General features: G+C 63.5%; 1 pseudogene. It reads right to left on the bottom strand.

Features of this window, described 5'->3' with window-relative positions:
• Positions 1–277 (bottom strand): annotated as a pseudogene (locus B4920_RS26185) (hypothetical protein); the annotation flags it as partial.

Below are 277 nucleotides of genomic sequence, written 5' to 3'. Positions count from 1 at the left end.
GGTCAGCGACAGCCTGACACCAAACCCGGTCACTTCGCTGCTGACCACACCGTTGCCCCCCTTGTTGCGAAAACCGCTCAAGTCGAGGTGCAACCAGGGTGTCTGCCCGGGCACGAAGCGGCTGAGGAAGCGGGCGGCATCGATGTGATCCGGCGAGCTACCCGGCGCGCACTGTAACAGATCGGCCCACTCGCTATCGAGGTTGTCATCGAAATCCTCGTCCAGCGGGAAGGGCCAGATCCGTTCACCGCTCTGCTGCCCGAGGCGTATCAGCTCG

This window comes from Zoogloea sp. LCSB751 (assembly GCF_002028455.1).
Taxonomy (GTDB): domain Bacteria; phylum Pseudomonadota; class Gammaproteobacteria; order Burkholderiales; family Rhodocyclaceae; genus Zoogloea.
Note: the sequence above shows the minus strand (reverse complement) of the source record. Positions and strands in the feature narration are given on the sequence as shown.